This window comes from Vibrio sp. YT-18 (assembly GCF_033337345.1).
Taxonomy (GTDB): domain Bacteria; phylum Pseudomonadota; class Gammaproteobacteria; order Enterobacterales; family Vibrionaceae; genus Vibrio; species Vibrio alginolyticus.
Genome location: NZ_JAWOQO010000013.1, coordinates 86,214 through 104,880 on the forward strand (window position 1 = coordinate 86,214; position 18,667 = coordinate 104,880).

At 43.6% G+C, this 18,667-nt stretch carries 20 protein-coding genes; 4 read left to right on the top strand and 16 right to left on the bottom strand.

All coding sequences use genetic code 11. The features are described 5' to 3' along the window. Positions 1-6 precede the first annotated feature (6 nt). The 10 genes from R7M72_RS17355 to R7M72_RS17400 all read right to left on the bottom strand — a co-directional run bounded on the left by R7M72_RS17355 (position 7) and on the right by R7M72_RS17400 (position 8,090). Positions 7-642: a YopR family T3SS polymerization control protein gene (locus R7M72_RS17355; RefSeq protein WP_258481100.1), complete on the bottom strand. Its 636-nt coding sequence runs from the start codon at positions 640-642 to the stop codon at positions 7-9. Next, on the bottom strand, positions 639-998 hold the full coding sequence (locus R7M72_RS17360) for a YscG family type III secretion system chaperone (RefSeq protein WP_005377200.1): 360 nt from the start codon (positions 996-998) through the stop codon (positions 639-641). Before R7M72_RS17360 ends, R7M72_RS17355 begins: the two co-directional genes overlap by 4 nt. A 3-nt stretch (positions 999-1,001) precedes the next feature. Continuing rightward, entirely contained in the window at positions 1,002-1,250 is a 249-nt protein-coding gene (gene sctF, locus R7M72_RS17365) for a type III secretion system needle filament subunit SctF (RefSeq protein ID WP_005377199.1), read from the bottom strand. An 18-nt stretch (positions 1,251-1,268) separates the two neighbouring features. Then, the gene (locus tag R7M72_RS17370; protein ID WP_005377198.1) at positions 1,269-1,472 is read right to left on the bottom strand and encodes an EscE/YscE/SsaE family type III secretion system needle protein co-chaperone; all 204 of its coding nucleotides are present in this window, start codon (positions 1,470-1,472) and stop codon (positions 1,269-1,271) included. Beyond that, positions 1,459-2,760 carry a type III secretion system inner membrane ring subunit SctD gene (sctD, locus tag R7M72_RS17375; RefSeq protein WP_017821344.1) on the bottom strand — a complete coding sequence of 434 codons (1,302 nt, stop codon included), beginning with the start codon at positions 2,758-2,760 and terminating at the stop codon, positions 1,459-1,461. The genes R7M72_RS17370 and sctD overlap by 14 nt, the downstream gene beginning before the upstream one ends. Positions 2,761-2,765: 5 nt before the next feature. Beyond that, a complete protein-coding gene (gene sctC / locus R7M72_RS17380; RefSeq protein WP_065274579.1) occupies positions 2,766-4,640 on the bottom strand; it encodes a type III secretion system outer membrane ring subunit SctC in 1,875 nt (624 codons plus the stop codon). Further along, positions 4,637-5,065, bottom strand: coding sequence for a YscB family type III secretion system chaperone (locus R7M72_RS17385; RefSeq protein ID WP_017821346.1), 429 nt, complete (start codon positions 5,063-5,065; stop codon positions 4,637-4,639). The genes sctC and R7M72_RS17385 overlap by 4 nt, the downstream gene beginning before the upstream one ends. A gap of 12 nt (positions 5,066-5,077) precedes the next feature. Further along, complete coding sequence (locus tag R7M72_RS17390) at positions 5,078-6,058, bottom strand: T3SS regulon anti-activator ExsD domain-containing protein (RefSeq protein WP_025768113.1); 981 nt, start codon at positions 6,056-6,058, stop codon at positions 5,078-5,080. A 148-nt stretch (positions 6,059-6,206) separates the two neighbouring features. Beyond that, the gene (locus tag R7M72_RS17395) at positions 6,207-7,067 is read right to left on the bottom strand and encodes an AraC family transcriptional regulator (RefSeq protein WP_005377191.1); all 861 of its coding nucleotides are present in this window, start codon (positions 7,065-7,067) and stop codon (positions 6,207-6,209) included. 609 nt (positions 7,068-7,676) lie between these two features. Beyond that, on the bottom strand, positions 7,677-8,090 hold the full coding sequence (locus R7M72_RS17400; protein WP_054579559.1) for a YscW family type III secretion system pilotin: 414 nt from the start codon (positions 8,088-8,090) through the stop codon (positions 7,677-7,679). Between the two features lie 388 nt (positions 8,091-8,478). Here R7M72_RS17400 and exsC point away from each other — a divergent pair, with 388 nt between their 5' ends. Both exsC and exsE2 read left to right on the top strand, forming a co-directional pair. Next, the gene (exsC, locus tag R7M72_RS17405) at positions 8,479-8,925 is read left to right on the top strand and encodes a type III secretion system regulatory chaperone ExsC (RefSeq protein ID WP_005377174.1); all 447 of its coding nucleotides are present in this window, start codon (positions 8,479-8,481) and stop codon (positions 8,923-8,925) included. 8 nt (positions 8,926-8,933) lie between these two features. Continuing rightward, entirely contained in the window at positions 8,934-9,239 is a 306-nt protein-coding gene (exsE2, locus tag R7M72_RS17410) for a T3SS regulon translocated regulator ExsE2 (RefSeq protein ID WP_213964374.1), read from the top strand. 126 nt (positions 9,240-9,365) lie between these two features. Here exsE2 and R7M72_RS17415 read toward each other — a convergent pair whose 3' ends face one another. Beyond that, positions 9,366-10,886 (bottom strand): aldehyde dehydrogenase family protein, encoded by a 1,521-nt coding sequence (locus R7M72_RS17415; protein WP_005377169.1) that lies wholly within the window; start codon positions 10,884-10,886, stop codon positions 9,366-9,368. A 239-nt stretch (positions 10,887-11,125) separates the two neighbouring features. On the opposite strand from R7M72_RS17415, the gene R7M72_RS17420 reads away from it, so the two are divergent. Continuing rightward, positions 11,126-12,892: a sigma-54-dependent Fis family transcriptional regulator gene (locus R7M72_RS17420; protein ID WP_193837339.1), complete on the top strand. Its 1,767-nt coding sequence runs from the start codon at positions 11,126-11,128 to the stop codon at positions 12,890-12,892. A gap of 61 nt (positions 12,893-12,953) precedes the next feature. Here the strand turns inward: R7M72_RS17420 and R7M72_RS17425 are convergent, their stop codons facing one another. Next, positions 12,954-13,091, bottom strand: a complete 138-nt coding sequence (locus R7M72_RS17425; protein WP_193837338.1) for a hypothetical protein — start codon at positions 13,089-13,091, stop codon at positions 12,954-12,956. A 578-nt stretch (positions 13,092-13,669) separates the two neighbouring features. Here R7M72_RS17425 and R7M72_RS17430 point away from each other — a divergent pair. Continuing rightward, positions 13,670-13,873, top strand: a complete 204-nt coding sequence (locus R7M72_RS17430) for a hypothetical protein (RefSeq protein WP_064376720.1) — start codon at positions 13,670-13,672, stop codon at positions 13,871-13,873. Positions 13,874-13,883: 10 nt separating this feature from the next. Here the strand turns inward: R7M72_RS17430 and R7M72_RS17435 are convergent, their stop codons facing one another. The 4 genes from R7M72_RS17435 to zwf all read right to left on the bottom strand — a co-directional run bounded on the left by R7M72_RS17435 (position 13,884) and on the right by zwf (position 18,340). Beyond that, positions 13,884-14,411, bottom strand: coding sequence for a hypothetical protein (locus tag R7M72_RS17435; RefSeq protein WP_033906174.1), 528 nt, complete (start codon positions 14,409-14,411; stop codon positions 13,884-13,886). A gap of 226 nt (positions 14,412-14,637) precedes the next feature. Continuing rightward, the gene (gene gnd, locus R7M72_RS17440) at positions 14,638-16,086 is read right to left on the bottom strand and encodes a decarboxylating NADP(+)-dependent phosphogluconate dehydrogenase (protein WP_005377160.1); all 1,449 of its coding nucleotides are present in this window, start codon (positions 16,084-16,086) and stop codon (positions 14,638-14,640) included. Between the two features lie 38 nt (positions 16,087-16,124). After that, a complete protein-coding gene (gene pgl / locus R7M72_RS17445) occupies positions 16,125-16,841 on the bottom strand; it encodes a 6-phosphogluconolactonase (protein ID WP_017634562.1) in 717 nt (238 codons plus the stop codon). Continuing rightward, positions 16,838-18,340 (bottom strand): glucose-6-phosphate dehydrogenase, encoded by a 1,503-nt coding sequence (gene zwf / locus R7M72_RS17450; protein ID WP_017634563.1) that lies wholly within the window; start codon positions 18,338-18,340, stop codon positions 16,838-16,840. The genes pgl and zwf overlap by 4 nt, the downstream gene beginning before the upstream one ends. Positions 18,341-18,667 lie beyond the last annotated feature (327 nt).

Genomic DNA, 18,667 nt, shown 5'->3' on the forward strand with positions numbered 1-18,667 from the left:
GTACTCCTAAGATAAATCTAACTTGTGACTGTGAGTCATGATGTTTTTCACCATCGCATTTTTTTGGATCATGAAGCTAAGTTCATCACGAACCATGTCCAGTGTTGATGCCATATCAGGTAACGACTTCAACTCTGCCCAGCAATGCCATAAGGCTTGTTCTTTCTGGGCACCCAGTGGAAAATGCTGCGCTAGCATTGCTTTTAGTGCTGTTTTATCAGCAGGTGGTTCGGCAATAAGCTGTCCCGAAAAATTCCCTAGTAACTCCTGCTTCAACACCTTTAACAAATCAGATTGTGGCTGCTCGTTGCCTTTTGCACTCTTCGCCTCATGAAAGGCGTACCACATTGCCTCTCGTTTAACTTGAGGGTCGGAGAACGCTTCACTTAACGATGATAAGACACTTTGTTTACTGACAACCTCTGCGTCTTTTAATGATTCGTACCACGCTTTAATCTCCGCCAGTTTGGCTTCTGTTTTCTCTAGCGTCTCTTTTGGAGAAACATGTGAAACTTGCTCTTGCTTGTCACTTCGCTCCATGAGTGCTTTCATCTTGTCTTCATCGCTCCGCTCATAATGGCGCGACTCCGACTGACGCAAAGATTGGTGTTGAAGACTTAGGTTACTTGAATCAATTATCATCCAAGATTCCTAATGTCCTGAGAAAAGCTCGCAGCAAATGCTTGGCTTTCTTCGCTTCCTTGTGACGCAAGTTCTACCCAGCTTTCCGCTTTGCTCAGTAAACCGGCTTTGGCAGAAGCAAGAGCCGCTAAGCTGATCAGATCTGGATAGGCATTACAAAGTGGTTCGAGTAATTGATGAGCCTCTTCATACAAGCCTTTATTCATGAGGCTCATTGCACGAATCATCGCAACGGTCTCTTCAGAACCTGAGCTTGCTTCAAGGCCATCTGCAATCGTGTTGGCTTCTTGATGACGATGCATACCTGTTGCCATCAGCGCGATTTCAGCCAGCAGTTGGCGCGTTTCTCGTTCCATGCTTTACACCTTCTGGAGAATCGACTGCATCACATCTTTAATCGCACGAGTCGTGGTCGCATTGATATTGTAAACAACAGACCATTTGTTGATCGCGTGCTGAAGCTCGGCAAGCTTTGATGGATCATCGGCATTGGTTTCTAGATTCTTGATGGCTGCCGTCACTTCTGTGTTGGCATCTTTCGCTTGTTGTTCTAACTTAGCTTTAACATCATCAAGGTTTACACTGTTACTAGCATCGTAAAATGACATAAGACTTCCTCGTATTTTTTAGTTAGCTTCGTATGATTCAACGACCGCATGGGCGGCAGTGTAAGCTTCATACTGTTTGAGTAGTAATTGGTACTGCTGTGGTGAGCACCCTAAATCCAACTGACGTTTCACCACCGCTTGTGCTTCTAAGAGCTTGCTCTTAATCTTGTGCACTTCCGCACCGTTTGTGTCGTTATTTAAAATTTGTTCAAGATTTGTCATTGTTCGTCTCGCCTTCATATCCGAGTTCTATTGTTATCACCCGCCCGCCTTTAACCAACTCAATACCAGCAGGTGTAACACTGGATATTCGGTAGCCCTGAGGCGTTCTTGCACCGACCATATAGCGAACGTTATCGGTCAGAATCACATATGGAACCTGGCCAAAGTTAACGCTACGAAACGGGAAATCGATGTTAGTGCCTTTACTCACCTTAGGTATGGATTTCAAAACTAAGTACGGTTTCTCACCATATTGTTCCCGGAAGTCTCGGGTCACACCGTAAAATCGAGTCGTTTCGATATCATCAAGCTCACCACGAACTTCGATGCGATCACCGCTGGTGACCAACTGGACTTTCTTCAGTAGCTCCGCATCCGTTAATAACGCTTTTAGCGTATCCATGTAGGCACCCGCTCGCTGCAGTTCAACCTTCCACGCAACAAGACCAGGCACGTCTCGCTCCAAGATTTGTTCAACTTGGTTCCAGCGGCTTGCATCATCGATATAGCCCGTCAGCAGCAGTGTGCCGGTCTCATCGCCATTTTCGACTTTCACTTGGTGATAGCCGAGGTTGCGCAAAATAAATCGAACCCCGCGACGGATTTCTTCCATCGTTCTTAAGTCACTTTTGTAATTGATGCCCAATACATCAATTCGACCAAGCAGATCGAGTTTCTGTGTTCGGTCTTCAACATAGCCCTCTAAGACTGCTTGGCGTGCGGCGGCATTCCATTCCACGCGAACGTCGCTAAGTTTGAGCTCGCCTAAGATGTTACGTACCAAAACAATGGGTTCTGCTTCTGTAACAATTTCATTGTTGTTTCCGTTAGCTTGGCTGTACCACATACCGGCAAAAATGACACTCGGGACAAAACTACAAAGCAAAGCGATGAGCGTTGTTTTTTTCCAGCTAGAGCGTTGCACAGCAACCACAGGTGTATTCTGTTGGCTAGATTCGTCGCTGACGTTACTCACAATTAACGCATCTTCCGCGTATCCCAGAGCGAACTTCACAACGCCGACCGAGACAACAGCATGGCGTGACAACTCGATACCATCACCTGCAACAGCGATGTCTTCACTGTTAATATTTGCCTCTTCGCAGCCTCGTAAAATGACCGAGTCTTGCTGGCAAACGAGGGTGAAATGGTTCGCTTCGACCCCAGCATCAGACAATACAAGATCAGCAATAAAGTCGTCACTGCCAAGCACGAGAGCACCTTCAGGTAAGGTGACTTCTACTCCGGTATGCACGCCTGATAAAATACGAATTTTCCATTGCTGCATCGCGGTTAAGACTCCTCTGAAGGGCGCACACACTCACTTTGTGAGTCATCACATTCCAATACTTTCACCCGCCAACCCTTTTGCCCTGTTGGTAATCGGCACTGCGTTAATTGAGACGACTTTTGCTGTGACAATAAGTCTTGTTGATAGCGCTCGGCTTGAACCCTCGATGTGCAGCTATATACTTCCACTACCGATTTAAATTCAGCGCTATTGTTGGAGATGTTGTTAAGCTTGCCGATACTTGGTCGCAAGTCATATTCGTTGCCAATCAACACACTATCGCCAATACCATCCACAACAATTCGAGGTTCTAAAATAAACATTCGTACTGTGCGACGCTTAGTATTGGTATTACTTCTAAACAGCGCGCCTAAATATGGGATGTCTCCTAGCAATGGCACTTTACGTAACTGATGGCTCACTTCATCTCGGTACACACCACCGATAAGTAAGCTTTGCCCTTGTTTAACCGTCGCTAAGGTGCTGATTTCAGTTTTACGAACGGAAGGAAGATCATCGACGCCACCATCAGCGATCTTTGCACCGTCTTCGAGATGAAGGCTCAGGTTAATTTCAGGTCGTGCAGCAAATCTATCACCAACGATACGTGGGACAATTCTCAGTAACGTGCCATACGTGACCTCTTCCAGCGCTGCGGTTTCTTTACCAACCAGCTTGACGTAAAACGTGCTGCTGTTGTTCAGTACCGCTTCGACATTTTCCTGAGTTAACAATGTTGGTCTTGAAACCACTTGAGCACTACCTTTGGATTCCAATAAACGAATTTGAGCCAGCAAGTAATTTAGGTTGGTTGAATCAAGCAAGGACTTAAAGTTCTGTCCACTGCCGAGCGTCACATCCCCCGAATTCACATCACCTGTTGTTTTGATATCGACAATGCGGTTGTTTCCGACAGACACTCCTGCTCGCCAATCCACGCCTAACTGACTTAAATCGTTGGCACTGATATCGACAATCGATAGCGCGACTTCAATTCTTGATTGCGGCTGGTCTAATTGCGCGACCAGTTTACGATAGAGCGGTAATCGTGCTTGAGTATCACGAACGATAATCGCATTAAGGCCCGGCTCTGCTTCAACTGTTGCGCCACCATGAACTGAGGCGGTTTTATTACTTTTTACAGGCTTATCTGAACTGGTAACTTCTTTGCTAGACGCACTCGTCACTTGAGTTTGAACACCAGACACGACCCGTTTTAACACCGATGCGATGCCAGGGACCGTAATTGTCTGATCTCGATATGCAATTTCTCTATCCGTTGCAGAAGCGTACTTCAAAGGAATTATCTCAACGAATAATTCGTCGGTTGAATTCGATTTCTGCAGCAAGCGCGTTTCCAATGCCTCCGCCGTTTGTACCACTAAGTCGACATAACGTGGAGGACCCGCAAGATAGACTAACCCTTTGCTCTCAGCAGCTCTCCAACCATAACGAGAATCCCAAACGCCGGTGGAAATTAACGTACTGCGTAGCTCTCTAGCCGTAAGTAATTCCAATTGAAGTAAACGTGAGCGAGTTTCTGTCGCCTTATAGACATGTAAGACGGCACCATCGAAATACCACATCAAGTTGTACACTTGCGATAAGTAATCGAGGAATTCCGCCGGATCTTCAGGGGTAAAACGCCCATTCACTCGATCGTTGACTTTGTCACTAACAGAAACCGAGACACGATAATTTGCACCGAAGTTATTCAACAACTCTTTTAATGAGTCGTTATCTGCATAGTAGCGGAACGGTTGTTCGGGCCAGTGTAAGTCTGTTGCTTGCGCGTATCCCAAAGGAACAACACTCACTGCGCATAACAATGCCTTTGTTGCAGCACGCCTAATGTTGGGAAAGATTTTTAGCATCATGGTAACCACACTGTATGGTTGATTGTGTGGTTCACGCGTGCTTGTTCCAGTAATGCAATGTAACGTTCGCATAGATTGACGTGCTTAGAAAGCAAAGCAGAGAACCGTTCCACCGAACAGTCCTCAACCCTTACTTTACTTTGCAAAATCAATTGCTGATCATCATTGGTTGTCAGTACGCCGCCATCCTCACGAATGGTTTTTAATGAGAGCTGCATGCAACGTTGTAACGCTTGTTCTTGTTGATAATCTAGATGCTCTTTAAACTGGAAGGGTAACGTCGCTTCCCATAAAATCCATGACGCATGTTGCTTGATGGTCAGTGATAACTGGTCAACCTCGATGTTGTAAGAACCATTTTCTGAGGCAATAAAATCCCCTACCTTTAGCGCTTCCGCTAAAGATTTCATCATCTTATCTAACATTTAACGCCCTATTTAGATCTGGCTGAGGTGATTGCAAGCCTGGCCGCACTGACCACTTTGAGTATCAAAATAGTAGTGATCGATATCACCAACAGTTTGCATGTTCTTGAACCATTGCCATACTTTCGCAACCGCATTTTGGTCGTTGTAAACCACATCGCATGCATCCCAAACTTCGTTCAGCTCGGGGGCCTCAAGTCGCACTTCCGAACACCAATTTTTCCACTCAGAAATAAATTGTTCGGTTGTAGAGGTGTACTCCGCGAACCCTTTCAGCTCGTCTAAAGACGGTTGCCACTTCTCAATTAACGAACGATGACATTCAATCACTTGCAACTGTTGTTCGCTTAACGTCCCAAGTTGCTTTTTAAGTTGATGCTGCTGGCTCTTAATGAGATCGAGTTGCTGTTGAACAAAGACGGCACTGGTGTCTTCCCCTGATAGCTTCGACCAATATTCCTTCTGAATATCGAGTTGATTGATAAGTTGTTCAACTTTAATCGAAGCATGAAGAGCACTTTGATCGACTTGTCGGTTAATCCACTCGTTGAGTGATAAATGGAAACAAAGCATCAACGTTTTTGGGACAGCCAAATTAAAGCGAAAGCCCAGACGAGAGTTGATGTAGTCCAGCCTTTGTTCGAACGTTGTGATTGTGCTGCTATCACTGAGCTGCGATCCAATTTCCAAAAATAAACGCATGGCAAACCGGTCTATCGAAGCACCAAGTTTTTGATACGTTTTTACTAACTGGCTAGCGCACAGGCTATCGACGACATTTCTATCCAACAAGCGTTGAAGTAAAGATAACTGCTCATAATTTATGACGCCTTCACTCAACAATTGTCGGTGATTGACGTGCACAACATTGAGATCCTGCGTAGGTTTCGAGGCGCTTTCATAACGAGCTCCTCTTTGTAAAACAGTCACTTTCCGCTGTGTCACTATGCTGTCTGGAAAAAGCGAACGGCGTCGCCAATGCTGCTTTTTCATTTATGTTCGTCTCCGCACCCCTTTCGAACAATCCAGAAAGAAAGAGATGTAATAATTTTTAATCGTTCGTTGTTACACGATACATAATAGAATTTACACTGGTGAGTGACTTTCAAAATTAGTCAGAAAATTTTAGTCCCAAGTCATTTCATTTCGCGATAGCCACTTGATCGTCTCCCGAACGTACGCGGCTTGGGGTCGTTCCAAAACGACGACGGTAACTCTGCGTAAAGTAAGACTGGCTGGAAAACCCTGCCTCCATCGCCACATCTACAATGCTCATCTTGCTCGTCAACAGCAGTTTATGAGCATGCAGTAGTCGACGCTCACTGATCCAAGCTCTTGGAGAAATGCCATAGTGCTCATTAAAAAGCTCTTTAAAAGTGGTTAAGCTGGCACCAAACTCCTGCGCGTAGTCTGTCAACTTCCATTCTTTTAAGTAATGCTGTTCCATAAATCGACGTAACCGTTCCGACGTACGGTTTGTTTGTTGTGACAGCAACGCATACAGTGATTCTCCTCCTTTGCTGTGTAGCAAGAGAATGAGTAGTTCTTCGTATTTTAGGCACATAATGGCATCAGGGTACGCTTGTTGCTCAAGCGTCTGCATGCTGGAAAGCACTTGTTCAACGAGTATGTTCAAACCAAAAGTAAACAAACCAGAACAAACTTTGTCTACCTTAGGCAGCATCATCAAGAGATCACTGTGTTTTTGCAGCAACTGACTAACGAGTTCATTGTCGTAGGCAATAATCGACGCTTTGTATGCCCCATCTAGCGGAGAGTACTCTAACAAGTAATCTCCTTGGGATAGAAATACCCCATTTTCTGCAGCAACATCGATTGTGCAATCACCTGTTTGAACTCGAAGCTGACCATTGTGAACGACAACAATGTGAGACTGGTCTGAGTGAAATACTTCGTCAGATTTTTCATAGCAGGAAAAACTACGAATTTTTCGTGAACTCGAGTCGACCCTTTCTGAGTTTAGTTGGCCTGACACATCCATTTTCTACCCTTCATTATTTTGAGTTTCTCAGTGCAAATGTTGAGAAACTTTCAAAGCACTACTTTGATTGTTGTTATTTCTAAGTACTGCTGTATGAATTAAAGAAGCAAAGAAAAGAGCATAGAAGTTCTATCACTTACCATACCCCCCGAATAATTAGCGAATAACCCAAGCATTACCTTTACCTAAAGGTAAAAGTTTGACTTAGTAAATTTCTGCTGTCCGTCTTTATTATTTTTATCAGATAGCGTTTATCATTAGCCAAAACTTAAATATCATTTGGTTATTTAAGTTTGGTTGTTTTGTTATACATTAGAATACAATTAAATAGATTTCGGCATCGTTTCGAGAACAAAATTAAATTTCCAAAATCATAAAAATGTATGTTTTATAGCCTAAAACGCCAAGCCAACGTGTTCAAGGAGCGAGATATAATCATAGAAAATACTGTTTTTGCAACAAGTATGAGTCTAAAAAACAACTGACCCGATGACTTCAAAGTCATGTAATTAATGTTTATAAAAGACAACAAATCTTTCACAAAAGGAAAGATATAGTCTTTATTTTTATAAATTAGAAAATTCTAATAAAAATGTAGTACTTAAAATTTTATCTGTTTATTTTTGGAACAAGAATCAAGTTTTCTTGTTTATTTCCCTCTAAAAATAAATAGTTCTTTTCTTTTTCCGCAACGAGCTCACCGTTTGAATAAAGCTTTCCAATAATCTTCATTTTTCCTTCACCAGCTTGAATTGGTGCAATTAAAAACGAATACTGCACAGGCAACTGAACACCTTGGTAGCTCTGAGATGCTGATTTAAGACATTGATTATCAATAACTTTACATATTTCCACCTCAAGAGAAGTAATCGAAGGTGGAAAGTAGCCGTCGACAGAAACCCAACCATAGACTGATGCCTGACTCTGTGTATCAAAGCCATCCACCCCATTGACGGACACAGTCTGACTGCACCCACTCAGTATGAATAACCCAATAAAACCAGCCCATATAGAATTGTTCATTATGACCCCATAAACTTATTTTATATAATCTAGCTCATTTGAAATTCACACAATTCTTTATGTAAAAATATAAAAGATCAACTTATATTTATACTACAAGCGGACAATAAATCGCATTTTTCAACAACACGTAGTTAACATGGACTGTAATTTCAAAAGCAGTTTCTGCTCACTTTCATTCCTTCCTTAATTGAAGTTTATTAGAGAAAAATGATATTCATATATCTCATTGCCATTGAGATATGCATCTGAACACATTTACTTTTGCCTTTCTATTTCTCTCAACACATTTAAAAGCCAAAATATAATAACAACCGACTAATATTGATAAACATGAAGAGATACATCTAATATTTTCCTTGATAAAATTTCAAAAGGGACTATTCCTATGTCAGCACGCCAAACTATCGATGAGATTTTGCTAAAGTTTGCTCATCAAATAGGCTTGCCTGCACTGCATCTAACGGAAAATGAAGTAAGCTTAGCCTTTGATGATAATCTAAGGGTGCATATCATCTTTCATCCTGAATCGACAACTCTGCAGCTCGAAGCTGAGATTGTTGGCCTTCAAATTGTAAATTCCGATCTTTATCGTTCTTTTTTGGCCTTTAATTATCACTGGCCTGAGCACCAGTTATTTTTTAGTTTAGATAACCACCGACACGTCCTATGTTTAAACCGACTCATTAACATTAGGCGACTGGATTACGAATATTTTGAAACAGCTTTAGCAGAATTGCTGACGCACAGCGAGTCGTGGGAAGCGTTATTGTCTTCTCATGTAACTATTGATGAGGCACCACCGATGCCACAAACTTTAGACTTGAGAGTTTAGGTGTCTTTATGTCCAATGACATCCAATCCACATACACCAATTCATCGGTTCATGACGTTCAACAAGCGCAGCAAAGTGATGCAGTGCCGCAAGGAACGTTTCATGGCCGTAAAGTCACCCTACTCTCCTCATCAGAAAGCAGCATGACGCGAACAAGCTCTAAAAGAGAGCTTGGTGAATGTTTAAATCAATTTGCCAGTCTCGAATCTTGCAATCGCGTTTTGGACTTTGAACCGCAACTCAATATTGACAAGCAAAACGCGGCCGTAGAAAAGCTTATGGAACGAAAAGTGGCGATAATTCAACGTTCCTGATATCACAATATAAGCAGGTTAAACATCTAAGTTAACCTTCAGCCGACAAGCTCACGCTAATAAAAAACCCCGAAGATTCGGGGTTTTGATTCATACTGCTTTTTCTTTATTAATTACTTAGTTTCACTAGAAGAAGCCTAACGGGTCGATGCTGTAGCTAATCAGCAAGTTCTTAGTATTCTGGTAGTGATCCAGCATCATCTTGTGCGTTTCGCGCCCGATACCCGATTTTTTGTAACCACCGAACGCTGCGTGTGCAGGGTAAGCGTGGTAACAGTTAATCCAGATCCGGCCAGCTTCAATATTACGGCCCATACGATATGCAACGTTCGCATCACGTGTCCAAACACCTGCGCCTAAGCCATATTCAGTGTCGTTTGCGATTTCCAACGCTTCAGCCTCATCTTTGAATTTGGTGATAGCAATCACTGGGCCAAAGATTTCTTCTTGGAAGATTCGCATCTTGTTGTGGCCTTCCAACATGGTTGGCTGAATGTAGTACCCCTGGTTGATAGACTCTGGCTGTTCTGACACTCCACCACCAAAGACCACTTTTGCGCCTTCTTCACGGCCGATTTCCAGGTAACTTAAAATCTTATCAAACTGTTCTTGAGAAGCCTGAGCACCGACTTGAGTATCGGTATCGAGCGGATTACCTTGTTTAATCAGCTGTGCACGTTCCGTCAGTTTCTCTACAAACTTGTCATAAATCGCTTCATGAACCAGTACGCGAGATGGACAAGTACAAACTTCACCTTGGTTGAAGAAACCAAGTAACGTACCTTCGATACACTTATCAAGATACTCATCTTCGTAATCGAAGATATCTGAGAAGTAGATGTTTGGAGATTTACCACCTAACTCAACTGTCGATGGGATCAAGTTGTCTGCTGCACATTTCAGAATGTGGTTGCCAACTTGCGTAGACCCGGTAAAAGCGAGTTTCGCAATGCGGTTGCTGGTTGCTAATGCTTGACCCGCTTCAGAACCATATCCGTTTACAACGTTGATGACACCAGGAGGAAGAAGGTCACCGATTTTTTCCATCAGAACCAGAATGGATGTTGGGGTTTGCTCTGCTGGCTTCAATACCACACAGCAACCCGCCGCTAGTGCCGGTGCTAGTTTCCAAGCCGCCATCAACATTGGGAAGTTCCACGGAATAATTTGACCAACCACACCAATCGGTTCTGGGAAGTGGTAGCTTGCGGTGTGCTCATCCAGTTCTGCCGCACTGCCTTCTTGTGCGCGAATACAGCCAGCGAAGTAACGGAAGTGATCCACTACTAAAGGTAAATCTGCCGCCAAGGTTTCGCGAACTGGTTTGCCGTTTTCCCAAGTTTCTGCAACTGCAAGCTCTTCTAGATGCTGCTCAATACGGTCAGCAATTTTCAGCAAGATGTTCGAACGTTCTGTCACGCTGGTTTTGGCCCATTTTGCTCTGATGTTGTGCGCGGCATCCAGTGCTAAATTAATATCTTCCTCGCCAGAGCGAGCAACTTTACAATACGCTTGTCCGTTGATTGGTGAGATATTGTCAAAGTACTCACCACCCGTTGGTTTTACCCATTCCCCACCGATAAAGTTATCGTAATGCGATTTAAAGTTAACAATGGCATTTTCACTACCTGGCTGTGCATAGATCATAACTCTTCCTTTTGTTTCTCGTTCAATGTGTTATTGCAGTGTCGTATCGCACTGTTCACAAAGAGCATTACGCAAGTCACACGCCAACTACGCCACACTTGTTGTTAATTAAATGTAAAACTATGATTACCAAGCGATAACAAACCAAGTGAGCGATGTTTGAGCGGATGTATGGTGTGAACACCAATGTTCAAGTGTTCCAAAATGGCACACCCTCACTGTGACAAAATGGTACAGTCATGGAACTTCAACATATTAGCGATAACAATTGGCTTTCAACTTCATGGGTGAGAAGTGAACAAGCGGGTTTAAAACAGCGTCGACGCCCTGAAGATATTCGAGTAACGCCAGCGACGCTCCAAGATAGGCGTCACCAACTCAATTTTTTGCTAGAGGCAGTCACTCAATTTGCGCTCCCTTTGTTTAATCAGCTATTTGCTCATAGCGACAGTCGCTTAATTTTGACGGATTCAGATGGTGTCATCATCGGCAGTTGGGGACAGCCTAGATTTCGTGAGAAGTTGACGGAAATCTCGCTAAGCTCTGGAGCATGCTGGCAAGAAAAGGTCAAAGGCACCAACGCGATTGGTACAGCTTTGGTTGAAGCAAAGCCCGTTTCTGTTATTGGTGATCAGCACTTTATCCAACACCATCGTTTTATTAGCTGTTCGGCTAATCCTATTTTCGATCATCTTGGTAACCTCATTGGCGTATTAGATATTACAAGCGAGCAAAAGAGACATGACTTCTCAACGCAAGTACTAGTACAAAACATGGTCCAGCAAGTGGAGAATCAACTACTTAACTTGATTCCACAAGGGCATATTCGTGTGGATTTAGCGTGCGAAAAAGGTTTACTGAATAGTGGTTGGCAAGGAATTATCATTGCAAATGAAGACGGACAAGTTTTGGCTCACAATCAAGTAGCCTCTCAACTTTTTGCGCAAAAAAGTATCATTGGGCAATCCTTAGACGACATTCTATCCACTCGGGGAAATGAGCACCCTTTCGTTTTCAAAACAAAACCGCTTACCGATAAAGATAGCAAGGTCAAGTCTCGTGCTGTAGCGGCGTCCAATGATCTTCATTATGGCGACTCCGCTGTTGAGCACTGTTGGCAGCAAGCCAATCGCGTCATCGATAAAGACATCAGTTTGTTGATTCTCGGAGAGACTGGTGTTGGCAAAAACGAGTTTGTGAAAGCACTCCATAAAAACAGCCAGAGAAAAACGGGACCGTTAGTTTCCGTCAACTGCGGAGCGCTACCAAAAGATCTGGTTGAATCTGAATTATTTGGCTACGTAGCCGGTGCCTTTACTGGCGCAAACAGCAAAGGCTATCAGGGAAAAATTCGCCAAGCACACAAAGGGATTTTGTTTCTAGATGAAATCGCAGATTTACCCTTGGAAGCTCAAAGCCGATTGCTCCATGTATTGCAAGATAAAACCGTGCTTCCCGTGGGTTCCAACCAAAGCATTCAAGTCGATACGCAAATCATTGCAGCCACGCATAAAGATCTGGAACATTTGGTCAGCGAAGGATTGTTCCGCCAAGATTTGTATTATCGCCTTAATGGCTTGATCATTGAGCTACCTCGCTTTGAGGAACGTGATGACAAACGACAACTGATTGAGAACATTCATCGGCGTCACGCCGAATCTGAACAACAGCTTTGCCCTCACCTACTTTCTCTGATGCTGTCTTACTCATGGCCAGGAAATTTGCGTGAACTCGATAGTTTAATCAAAGTATCCGCCTTAATGGCGCAAGGTGAAGAAATATTGGAACTCATACACGTCCCAGCCCACCTAAGTATGAAACTCAGCCAAGCTCAAGAAGGAGCAGCATCCGCTGAACCAACTTCAGAACTGCGTGCAACCGTCGAAGATAAGTTGCTCAAAACATATCAAGCCAATCAGGGGAACATTAGCAAAACGTCTCGTATGCTTGGTGTGAGCCGAAATACCATTTACAGAAAGTTGAAAAGCCTTGGCATATTAAGTTAATTCTACGACCTCAGATACAAAAAGAGCACCGTTGCGGTGCTCTTTCTCTTTGAAACCTAGCTTACAGGCCGCCTTGTTGTTGTGCCTGTTTTACTAATGCCTGACGTTGAGTTTCCTTCTCAGAGATCACTTGATTGTCCTTGCGCATTTCCTGTTCCAATTCTGCTGGAATGAAAACAAAGTACTTGTTAAGAGTCATCTTAGAACCTCAATTTGCTGTGTTAATTACCTTCTTGGTCAACGTAAACAAAACCAGAAAAACATGTTTTACTGGATCCTTGTTGCTAGTTTCAAAAAATAAAGGATGTTCATATAGTAAACATCCTCCATGTGGGCGCTAATTATAGGCGTAGTTTAAAGGCTTACCTAGCACTCTTTTTCACCTTTTATGCAATCTGAGTTTCGATCGAAAAACAGATTTAATTGCCCGTAGTTACTAAGGTATTGTTAAACAGAGAAAAAAACTTTTACTGTAACTGACGACAGGGATGAGCTTACGAGTGTAGGTTCACTTGCAATTGTGTATCGTAGAGTTCGAATACGATAATAATAACGCTACATGCCCTTAATCTGCGTAGTTAAAAACTTTGAAGTGATAGACAACCGAAGTCATATCTGTGCAACTCAGTTTAACGATTTGTCTACCAGTTCAATATTTCACCTTTTTTGAGAAATCTTTAGCCACTTTTTTGTGTGAAACGCCCCAAAAGAGCAGACAATTAAAAGTGTGGCATATGACCACAATTGTCTATCCCCACTTAGCATCGGGAGGCGTTTATGAAAAGTAACAAACTTGGCCATGTGATGTCTTTCAGCAGGATGTTTTCCTTCATTGCATTCTTGACGGCCACATTCGCATGGATTCTCAGCATGTACGCCCTATTTACTGTTTCTTTAGTGGCTCTTTTGGTCAGTGCAATTCTCTACCTAAAAGACAGGTTTTATCAAAACAAGAAAACGACCACTGAAAAGAGCGCCTAGGCGCTCTTTTCTATTGGATGTCATTTCCGTGTGACTTGATATAGTTATCAATCCGTTCGAGTTCGTGAAAATAACCATACATACCAATACGATTAATTTCTGGTTCTATACAGTATTTTTCTTCTTTTACCATAGCTTCTACAAACATTCCGCTTGATGCAATTGTGAAAGGTGGACACGCTGAGTAACCATTACTTTCTGCAATATATTTCAATCGCCCAAATTCAAAAATTTGACCTGGAATAGCAACGATAAGGGACAAGACAATTGTTATAGTTATCACTTTAATCGGCACTTTGACTAACTGAGTCATTCGATCAAATAAAATATAGACCAATAATGTAGGGCATAAGAGTAAGCTTGCGATACTTAAAACATATGACGCATCAATGTAGAGCACTTGAAAACCACTACTGAGCTGAAGCGGTAGAGATTCGAAAACGAAATGATGATAAAGGCGATAGATAGAGTAAGTAATCAGTAATATGAACATAAGCAACACGAAAGCTGTGTGAAATGGATGCTTCTGTTGTGTCATTTCTATTACCTTATAGTTGAGGAGACGACAGAGAGCTGCTTAGCTTCACTCTTCGAAGAGAAATATTAAACTGCTAGCAAATGCATGCTCTCCCATTTCTGAGAAGTGCGTGACGAATCAACGTTTAATGTAACTTTTAAATCTACCAATATCTTACAGACACAAAAAAGGATGCCACTTGGGCATCCCTTTATATCTTTATATTTAGTCGGTTTACTTAAAACGATTACACGTCGTAAGTTGTAGACGCTGTGTCGCCGCCTGTACCAGTCCAGTTAGTGTGGAAGAATTCACCACGTGGACGGTCAATACGCTCATAAGTGTGAGCACCGAAGTAGTCACGTTGAGCTTGAAGCAGGTTCGCTGGTAGACGAGCTGTTGTGTAACCGTCTAGGAAAGATAGCGCAGAAATCGTACATGGCATTGGGATACCAGACTCTAGAGATTTCGCTGCTACTTTACGCCATGCTGCTAGGCTGCCTTGTAGGATGTTTTTGAAGTACTCATCAGAACCAAGGAAAGCGATGTCTGGGTTCGCTTCGTACGCATCACGGATGTTGCCTAGGAACGCAGAGCGGATGATACAACCACCACGCCACATTAGTGCTACGTTACCGTAGTTTAGGTCCCAACCGTTCTCGTTAGACGCCTCGCGCATTAGCATGAAGCCTTGAGCGTAAGAGATGATCTTAGAAGCTAGTAGCGCTTGACGTAGTGCATCAACCCACTCTTGCTTGTCGCCTTCAACTGGAGTGATTGTCTTACCGAATAGAGACTCGGCTTCAACACGTTGGTCTTTCAGTGCAGATAGACAACGAGAGAATACAGACTCAGAGATAAGCGTTAGTGGAATACCTAGGTCTAGTGCGTTGATACCAGTCCATTTACCAGTACCTTTTTGGCCTGCTGTGTCTAGGATCTTTTCAACGAGAGGCTCACCGTCTTCATCTTTGTAGCCAAGAATGTCAGCCGTGATTTCAACAAGGTAGCTGTCTAGCTCAGTCTTGTTCCAATCAGCGAATACTGCTTGCATCTCGTCTGCAGACATACCAAGACCGTCTTTCATGAACTGGTAAGCTTCTGTGATAAGCTGCATGTCACCGTATTCGATACCGTTGTGTACCATCTTAACGAAGTGACCAGCACCGTCGTTACCAACCCAGTCACAACATGGCTCACCAGCGTCAGTTTTCGCAGCGATACCTTGGAAGATAGGCTTAACCGCTTCCCATGCTTCAGCAGCACCGCCAGGCATGATAGATGGACCGAAGCGCGCACCTTCTTCACCACCAGATACACCAGTACCGATGAAGTGGATACCTTTTTCACGTAGTGCAGCAACACGACGGTTTGTATCTGGGTAGTTAGTGTTACCACCGTCAATAATGATGTCGCCTTTGTCTAGCAGAGGTACTAGCGCTTCGATGAACTTGTCTACAACGTCACCAGCGCGAACCATCAACATTACTTTACGCGGCGTTTCTAGCTTCTCTACTAGTTCTTCTAGAGAGTATGCACCGATGATGTTCGTGCCTTTTGCTGGACCTTCCAGGAACTCGTCTACTTTAGCAGCAGTACGGTTGTGAGCAACCACTTTAAAGCCGTGATCGTTCATGTTTAGGATAAGGTTTTGACCCATTACTGCTAGGCCAATTACACCGATATCACCTTTCATTGTTTCTCTCCAATTTTATTTCATCGACGAGCAGCGTCTTAAGCAATTTTTGCTGCCGCGTCTAAATCTAAATACCATTCCGTTAGGCCCGATTTCGCTTGAATCTTAGCCGCTGGGTATGGCAGTGCGTGTGCTGGTGAACTGTTAATTTCTTCAACAATGTCCGCTTTTCCTGCACCAAGCACTAAGTAACTAATGCGTTTCGCTGCTTCTAATACGCGTGCGGTTTTCGACACACGAAGTTGGCCCGATTCAGGATGCGACGCCACAAGAGATAGGTTCGCATCATCATAATTCGTTTGGCCAGGGAACAGAGAAGCTGTATGACCATCTGCACCAACGCCTAATAAGATCCAGTCAAACACAGGTGTGCCGTTTTCACTCGGGATCACCTCTGCCATCTCTTTTGCAAAGCGCTCGGCTTCTGCTTTAGGCTCATCTTCGCCACGGATGCGGTGAATGTTTTCCGCAGGAATATTTACTTGGCTAAACAACAACGTGTTCGCTTCACCGTAGTTGCTTTCTGCATCGTCAGGGGCAACACAACGTTCGTCACCCCACCAAAAGTGGAGGTTTTCCCATTGAATGGAGGTTGCGTAAGCCTCTGAAGCCAGTAGTTTAAACAGCATTTTAGGAGTGCTGCCGCCAGAAAGAGAGATGTGAACAGGTCTGCCCATTTCGCTAAACGCTTTCATATCGTTAGCTAGGCTTTCAACTACCTGTTCTGCTGTTTGGTAGATCTTATGGTTGATCATAGTTCACAGTAATCCGTATCTGTTAAGTTTTTACATGGGAAACGCCAAGCGCGGCCATCACGCTGTAACAAGTCATCTGACTCTTTAGGTCCCCAAGTGCCGCATGCGTACCCGAAGAGGGATTGTGGATCTTGCTTAAAATCTAAGATTGGCTGTACGTATTGCCAGCACGCTTCCACCGCATCACTACGTGCAAATAGCGTAGCATCACCATTCAAAGCATCAAGTAGAAGACGCTCGTATGCCGTTAGCATTTGCGTTTCTTGCAGGTCAGCGTAATGGAAGTTCATTTTCACTTCCTTCGCTTCAAAGCCTGCGCCTGGCTCTTTCAAGCCAAAGCTCATTTGAATGCCTTCGTCTGGTTGAATACGAATGATCAGCTTGTTTTCTGGTGCGTTTTGACCAAACACAGGATGCGGTGTTTGTTTAAAGTGGATAACCACCTCAGTAACGCGTGTTGGAAGACGCTTACCAGTACGCACGTAAAATGGCACGCCATTCCAACGCCAGTTGTTGATGTACGCTTTCAAACCGATGTAAGTCTCTGTACGAGAATCGTCTGCAACTCCCGGCTCTTCACGGTAGCCGCGTAGGCTTTGCCCACGGACTTCAGACGCCGTGTATTGGCCTAATACTAGGTCATTGCGCAGAGCGTTTTCGTCTAATGGCTTTAGGCATTGAAGCACTTTTACCACTTCATCACGCATCGAGTCTGCATTGATTTGCGCTGGTGGTTCCATACCTACCATTGCTAATACTTGTAGCAAGTGGTTTTGGAACATGTCGCGCACAGCGCCAGAGTTGTCGTAGTAACCACCACGTTCCTCTACGCCAAGGAATTCTGCGCCTGTGATTTCAACGTAATCAATGAAGTTACGGTTCCAAAGCGGCTCAAACATCGCATTAGAGAAACGAAGCACAAGTAGGTTTTGTACCGTTTCTTTACCTAAGTAATGGTCAATTCGGTAGATTTGATGCTCTTGGAAGTGCTCGTGAATTTCTTTGTCCAGAATACGCGCCGATTCAAGATCATAGCCGAATGGTTTCTCAATGATCAGGCGTTTCCAGCCATCCTCTTCACTGTTAAGACCATGTGCTGCAAGACTTGCAGGGATCACACTGTATAAACTTGGTGGGGTTGCTAAGTAAAAAAGCGTATTGCGTTGCTCGAATTGATATTCGTCCGCAAGTTGGTCTAAGCGAGAAGATAGCTTACCGTAATCTTGTGTGTCAGAAGTATTAATTGCTTGGTAGTGCAGATGGTTAATAAATGCATCAAGCGTTTCTGGCTCAGTCTTTTCCATTTCCTGAAGCGATTTTTTCAGCTTCGCGCGGTAAGACTCATCACTGTATTCAGTGCGACTTACACCCAGAATGGCAAAATTCTCTGGAAGCTGCTTGTTCGCGTAGAGGTGGTATAAAGCAGGAATGAGCTTACGGTACGTAAGGTCACCTGAAGCACCAAAAATAACGATGCTGCTGTTTTCTGGTATTACCATCATCTTTCCCTTAAAAACGAGGTACTTATTGTGTGCCCGGATACGGCTAGAGAATGAGCCAACCCTATCAATGGCACCTCAAAATAGAAAATTGGTCTTACCTATTACGTTGATAGGTAAAGTCTATGGGCCCAAAGAACCTTAAGAAGTTGCATTTCCGATTCTTGGAAACACGACGTATTGAGGTCATTTAAGTCACTTATGTCTCAAAAGTACACACTGTACTCGCTGGAGGAGAGTCCGACACGGGGCAATATTGTCTACGACTATTTGATTTACATCAACACTTGCCAGTGCAAACGTTTAAATAAGTTGCACAAAACGTCA

Excerpts from the sequence above, each read along its gene's own strand:
- R7M72_RS17385 (WP_017821346.1), bottom strand. The coding sequence starts at position 5,065 with ATGTTAGATAAGATGATGAAATCTTTAGCGGAAGCGCTAAAGGTAGGG.
- R7M72_RS17430 (WP_064376720.1), top strand. The coding sequence starts at position 13,670 with ATGAAAAGTAACAAACTTGGCCATGTGATGTCTTTCAGCAGGATGTTT.
- exsC (WP_005377174.1), top strand. The coding sequence starts at position 8,479 with ATGTCAGCACGCCAAACTATCGATGAGATTTTGCTAAAGTTTGCTCAT.
- R7M72_RS17390 (WP_025768113.1), bottom strand. The coding sequence starts at position 6,058 with ATGAAAAAGCAGCATTGGCGACGCCGTTCGCTTTTTCCAGACAGCATA.
- R7M72_RS17420 (WP_193837339.1), top strand. The coding sequence starts at position 11,126 with ATGGAACTTCAACATATTAGCGATAACAATTGGCTTTCAACTTCATGG.
- R7M72_RS17360 (WP_005377200.1), bottom strand. The coding sequence starts at position 998 with ATGGAACGAGAAACGCGCCAACTGCTGGCTGAAATCGCGCTGATGGCA.
- R7M72_RS17355 (WP_258481100.1), bottom strand. The coding sequence starts at position 642 with ATGATAATTGATTCAAGTAACCTAAGTCTTCAACACCAATCTTTGCGT.
- R7M72_RS17435 (WP_033906174.1), bottom strand. The coding sequence starts at position 14,411 with ATGACACAACAGAAGCATCCATTTCACACAGCTTTCGTGTTGCTTATG.
- R7M72_RS17425 (WP_193837338.1), bottom strand. The coding sequence starts at position 13,091 with ATGACTCTTAACAAGTACTTTGTTTTCATTCCAGCAGAATTGGAACAG.
- R7M72_RS17370 (WP_005377198.1), bottom strand. The coding sequence starts at position 1,472 with ATGACAAATCTTGAACAAATTTTAAATAACGACACAAACGGTGCGGAA.
- zwf (WP_017634563.1), bottom strand. The coding sequence starts at position 18,340 with ATGGTAATACCAGAAAACAGCAGCATCGTTATTTTTGGTGCTTCAGGT.
- pgl (WP_017634562.1), bottom strand. The coding sequence starts at position 16,841 with ATGATCAACCATAAGATCTACCAAACAGCAGAACAGGTAGTTGAAAGC.
- R7M72_RS17415 (WP_005377169.1), bottom strand. The coding sequence starts at position 10,886 with ATGATCTATGCACAGCCAGGTAGTGAAAATGCCATTGTTAACTTTAAA.
- R7M72_RS17400 (WP_054579559.1), bottom strand. The coding sequence starts at position 8,090 with ATGAACAATTCTATATGGGCTGGTTTTATTGGGTTATTCATACTGAGT.
- sctC (WP_065274579.1), bottom strand. The coding sequence starts at position 4,640 with ATGATGCTAAAAATCTTTCCCAACATTAGGCGTGCTGCAACAAAGGCA.
- gnd (WP_005377160.1), bottom strand. The coding sequence starts at position 16,086 with ATGAAAGGTGATATCGGTGTAATTGGCCTAGCAGTAATGGGTCAAAAC.
- exsE2 (WP_213964374.1), top strand. The coding sequence starts at position 8,934 with ATGTCCAATGACATCCAATCCACATACACCAATTCATCGGTTCATGAC.
- R7M72_RS17395 (WP_005377191.1), bottom strand. The coding sequence starts at position 7,067 with ATGGATGTGTCAGGCCAACTAAACTCAGAAAGGGTCGACTCGAGTTCA.
- sctD (WP_017821344.1), bottom strand. The coding sequence starts at position 2,760 with ATGCAGCAATGGAAAATTCGTATTTTATCAGGCGTGCATACCGGAGTA.
- sctF (WP_005377199.1), bottom strand. The coding sequence starts at position 1,250 with ATGTCATTTTACGATGCTAGTAACAGTGTAAACCTTGATGATGTTAAA.